The sequence below is a fragment of the Tenacibaculum aiptasiae genome, from assembly GCF_008806755.1.
Classification (GTDB): domain Bacteria; phylum Bacteroidota; class Bacteroidia; order Flavobacteriales; family Flavobacteriaceae; genus Polaribacter; species Polaribacter aiptasiae.
Window position 1 is genome coordinate 1 of sequence record NZ_WAAU01000020.1, and the last position, 4,867, is coordinate 4,867.

At 26.5% G+C, this 4,867-nt stretch carries 4 protein-coding genes and 1 pseudogene; 2 read left to right on the forward strand and 3 right to left on the reverse strand.

Annotation, left to right across the window (positions count from 1 at the left end; all coding sequences use genetic code 11):
- Positions 1-270, forward strand: a pseudogene (locus F7018_RS11215) (HlyD family efflux transporter periplasmic adaptor subunit); the annotation flags it as partial.
- A gap of 99 nt (positions 271-369) precedes the next feature.
- Here the strand turns inward: F7018_RS11215 and F7018_RS11220 are convergent.
- The 3 genes from F7018_RS11220 to F7018_RS11230 form a co-directional block, all read right to left on the reverse strand.
- Positions 370-1,089, reverse strand: coding sequence for a hypothetical protein (locus F7018_RS11220; RefSeq protein WP_150900164.1), 720 nt, complete (start codon positions 1,087-1,089; stop codon positions 370-372).
- Between the two features lie 104 nt (positions 1,090-1,193).
- Complete coding sequence (locus F7018_RS11225; protein ID WP_150900165.1) at positions 1,194-1,928, reverse strand: LytR/AlgR family response regulator transcription factor; 735 nt, start codon at positions 1,926-1,928, stop codon at positions 1,194-1,196.
- A gap of 2 nt (positions 1,929-1,930) precedes the next feature.
- On the reverse strand, positions 1,931-3,772 hold the full coding sequence (locus F7018_RS11230) for a histidine kinase (protein ID WP_150900166.1): 1,842 nt from the start codon (positions 3,770-3,772) through the stop codon (positions 1,931-1,933).
- 631 nt (positions 3,773-4,403) lie between these two features.
- Between F7018_RS11230 and F7018_RS11235 the strand changes: the two genes are divergently transcribed.
- Positions 4,404-4,595 (forward strand): hypothetical protein, encoded by a 192-nt coding sequence (locus F7018_RS11235; protein ID WP_150900167.1) that lies wholly within the window; start codon positions 4,404-4,406, stop codon positions 4,593-4,595.
- Positions 4,596-4,867: the final 272 nt, after the last annotated feature.

Sequence of the window (4,867 nt, forward strand, 5' to 3'; positions counted from 1 at the left end):
ATAAAGAAAGGACAAAAGGTTCAAATTAAGTTATTAAACTACCCTTCAGATGAATTTGGAGAATTAAATGGAACAGTTAAATCAATATCTTTAATTCCAGATGAAGAAGGAAATTATTTAATAAATGTGGAGTTGCCACAGGACTTAAAAACTACTTATGGTAAAAAAATAGCTTTCAGACAAGAAATGAAAGGAACCGCAAACATAGTAACTGAGGATTTACGCTTGATAGAACGTTTTTTCTATCAACTTAGAAATATTATTAAATAAATTATTTTTCATAAAAAAGAGCAACTTTTTTAAGTTGCTCTTAAATATTTAGTCATTATAGTAATATGACTAATTCCCCTTTAATATTAAATTATCTATTTAATTTCTTAAAAGAAATGTAAAAGATGAACTATTTGATGGATTAAAATTTAAAGGTAAATAACTGCCTCTCCCATCTGTATATAATATAAGACCATCACTATATATTCTTTTAATTTTTTCGTTAAGTCTCCATAAACAAATAACTCTATCATTTCTCTGGAAGTATTCCGTAAGTGTAAGTCCATTACTTAATACTGAGTTTTTATTTGGAAAATACAGTTCCCAGTCATTTAAGTTTATAACCTTATCTATAAATAATTCATAAAGCATCGTTGGACCAAATATTCCTCCCCATCTAAATGGATCTGGATCTAAACTTGTTGATGTAGGTGGATCTGTCTCTCCTGTTTGAGGATTTTTATGATAATTATATTTATTAAACTGTTTTTGAAACTCTATTTCAAATGGATTTGAATCCATAGTATCATCATCCATAATATCCGATAATTTTATTGCTGTGATTCTTGAATCTGCAATATGATTATAAAAAAAATCTCTTGCAGACTCATTCTCAATAAGCGTTTTACCTATTAAAAAAGATGTCATAAACATTAATTGCTCTACTTCTTGAGCATTATAAATTTGAAATGGTTTCGAGTTAAAATTGTTTCTGTTAGCCTTATTTTGTTCTTTTTCAATTATTTGTATCTCTTCATTATTTACATTGCAAGAAATACAAATAAGTAGTACAAAAAAAAGCAGTTTTAAAAACTTCATATTCTTTTTTTTTTGATTATTTCCTCAAAAATACATTTGAAATATTATGTTAAATCTAACAGTTCAAATTCGCCTGCAATGAATTCAAATTCGTTTACCTCTTCTTAAAACAACGCTTTTAAAACCATATCTTTTCTTCTTGTAGCAACTGGAATTTGTTCGCCTGTTTTAGTTATTAAGAATCCTTCATTTGTATATTTTGTTATATATGCTTTGTTTACGATATACGATTGATGACATTTAATGAATCGTTGATTATCAAGCAATTCCTCAACTTTCTTCATTGGCTTAGAAATAACTATCTTCTCTTCAAAAAGATAAAAAGTTGTATAATTTCCTTCAGACTTACAAAAAAGAATATCTTCAAAAGAAACCAAATGTTGGGTATCTAAAGTCTTCAATACAATTTTACGGTGCTCTCCTTCTCTATAATAATGATTAGCTATATTTATGGATCCCCCATTAGTGTTTTCTTTTTCCACTGTATCTATCGCCTTACTCACCGCTACTTTAAATTCATCTTCATCTATAGGTTTTAATAAATAATCTAAAGCACCTAATCTAATAGCCTTTATAGCATGTGAATCGAAACCTGTAATAAAAATTATTTTAAATTTAATTTCATCTAAAGATGATAAAATATCAAAACTAGTTCCATCTCCAAGATCAATATCCATAAAAACTAATTGAGGTTTATATCTTTTAATTTTTTCTATTCCTTCTTTTACTGAAATAGCTTCATCTACAATAGATATTTCACTTTGAAAATCTTGGAAAACCCTTTTTTTCAAATTTTCTCTTACGTGTCTTTCATCTTCTACAATTAGTGTTTTTAACATGTTTAAAATATATTATATGGGATTTTTAATTCTACTCTAGTACCAACTTCTTTATTTTTTTTCGACATTGTCTTTTTATTCAAAATAACAATTCCTTCACCTGTCATTTTCTTTAAAAATTCATCTATTAATTTAACTGATGATCTATTGTCAATATTATCTTCATCTATACCAACTCCATCATCATCAATAACACAATTAATATATTTTTCAAAAAGTTGAAGATGAATTAAAAGATTCCCTATTGAATCACTCTTTCTAAATCCATGAATTATTGCATTTTCAACAAAAGGCTGTAATAACATTGGTGGAATTAAAACATCATCTTCAGTATCAATCGTATTTTCAATTCTATAATCAAATCTATCTGGAAACCTGAACTGTTGTAATTCGATATAATTCTGTAACGATTCTAATTCATCTTCTATAGGCACGTAATTCTTTGTTGAATTTTGAAATATAGACCTTAATAGTTTAGAAAATTTTTGAATATATTTTATTGACTTCTCGCTATCTTCTTCTATAGTGTTTTTTATTAAACTTAAACTATTGAATGTAAAATGGGGATTCATTTGTGAACGTAATAATCGTTGCTGTAATAAAAAGTTCTGCTGCTCTATTTTAAACCTTCTTTGTCTGTACAAATTCAAAATCAGTACTCCTATTACAATAGCTATCAATAATAATAAAGCTAATATATACTGATTTCTTTCCAATTTAAGACTTTTAATTTCAGCCTCTTCCCTTGCTTTTTCAGATATTATTTCTTTTTGATGAGATTTTTTTAAAGCCTTTAACTCACTATTCATCCTATTTGCATAACTTTTCTCTTGAAAATCATTTATTGAATCTAATTGAGCTAAAACTTCATCTATACCTTTTCCTTTTTTAGATAAAATTTCCAAATTAGTTTTCAAAACACTTCTATGATTTGTAAAATCAATATCCTCTATACCTAAAGCATAAATAGAGTCTACATATTTTTGAGCTAGATCTAGTTTTTGTAATCTTATATAGGATTTAGATAAATTTAAATAACTATTAGCTTGCCTAGTTTTAGCTAAATGAAGTGGTAATTTTTTAGAAAAAGTTAGTGCCTTTTCAAATGCAGAAATACCCTTGTAAAATAACGCATTATTATAGTAATAAAAGCCTAATGCTCCATATAACTCATATCTTGCAGCTGTTTTCAAATTATCTTCATATTTAAGAGTCTTTTTTAATTCCTTAATGGCTTTATTCTGTTCATTCAAGCTACTCAGAATAGTAGACCTCCCTATCTTTGCCATTACATAATTAGTTGTATCCCCTACCTTTAAGAGCATTGTTGTAGCTGAATCACTTGCAACTAGTGCCTCTTTAAACTCTTTTAATTTTACCTTAACTATTTGCTTAAAATAATACACATAAGCTTTATTCTTATAATCTTGACTATTCAAAAGAGATAACAGCTTTTCATTCACTCCTTCTCCATTTAAATAATCATTTTTATATGTAAAATATGTTTGCCTTAAGGCTCTAAAGTACAAAACCTCTCTATTTGACTTTATCTTATTTCCAGAAAAGGATGTTGCTTTACTAAAGTTATTTATTGCTGAATCATACTTTTTTAAACGAATATTATATCTTCCTGCAGTATAATAAAACTCTGCTTTTAATGAATCTGATAAATTCTTTTTAGGAATACTTTTCAATAGGCTTAAATAAAACTTTAATGAATCTTTAGGAATACTTTTTTTTATTTTATCATTAAAAAAAACAGGTAATTTTGGTAGAGTTTTTTCTGGAGTTTTCTTACATGAAATAACTATCAAGCAACATAATATTATTATTTTTCTTTTCATATTAATCGGGGTACAAGACAACAAAGCTAATTATTTTCTCTCCAATTCCTCTATTCACTTTTTGATTTTAAGATTATATTAATAAAGACCATATTGTTAATATTTAGTTATGATACTTAACCTTTATTAATTTCATATACAGCCAAATGCAAATAATTACTTAAACTCTTCGATTATGAAACAATTCTAATCAGATATGAATTACCCCCAATAAACACCTTGTTCTCGTTTACCTTCGCTAGCAACTCATCTCACTTAAGAAACCAGCAAGATCTTTCCCCTCAGAAGACACATTTATCAAAAGAATTAATAAAAAATCACATATCAATAGATGAAATTTACAATGCAAAAAATCTATAACTGTTATCAACAGCATATATTTCTGAATTAGGTAAAGAAATTATTTGTTATAAGAGAAATACAATCGAAAAAACTTAGTCTTCTTCCTTTAAGAATTAAGAAAAAATAATTAATCTATCATACCATTAAAAACACATTATAAAAAAACAGCTAAAAAAAGGCAAAGCCCTTTTAGGGCTTTGAATTAGAACAAAATTCTCTCGCGAAGAATAGACACAAAGGTGAGTGTCTTTAAATGTTCGCCGCAAAAATAATTCTTTAAATATTAATTATGAAAAAATCAATCTTAAATCTAGGAAAAGCTTTAAATAAAATAGAGCAAAAACAAATTAATGGAGGTAGAAAATTTTGCGAATCACATCAAGACTGTGGAATGGGGTGTTGCAATACCTCACGCTTTTGTCAAGTTTTTGGTGTTCCAGGACCTGGAGGACTTCTATGTGATGGAAGCTTATCTGTTTAAAAAATATTAAACAAGTAACTTTTTATTCAAAAAAACATGGTTATCGATAAGATAATAACAATCTTAAAATTTGAGTTTCATTATCCTTTCATGCCAAGTTCTTAAATAAAAATTCATCTAAAATAAAATACTAACAACTTATTTAACTTCCTTTTTTATTTACTAAAAAAAGGAAGTTAATTTATAAAAATATTTAAAATTTATACTCTAAGAAAATAGATTTTAAAAATATCTTATCGATATTTGGAATCGTATGAAAAAATTCCCAAATT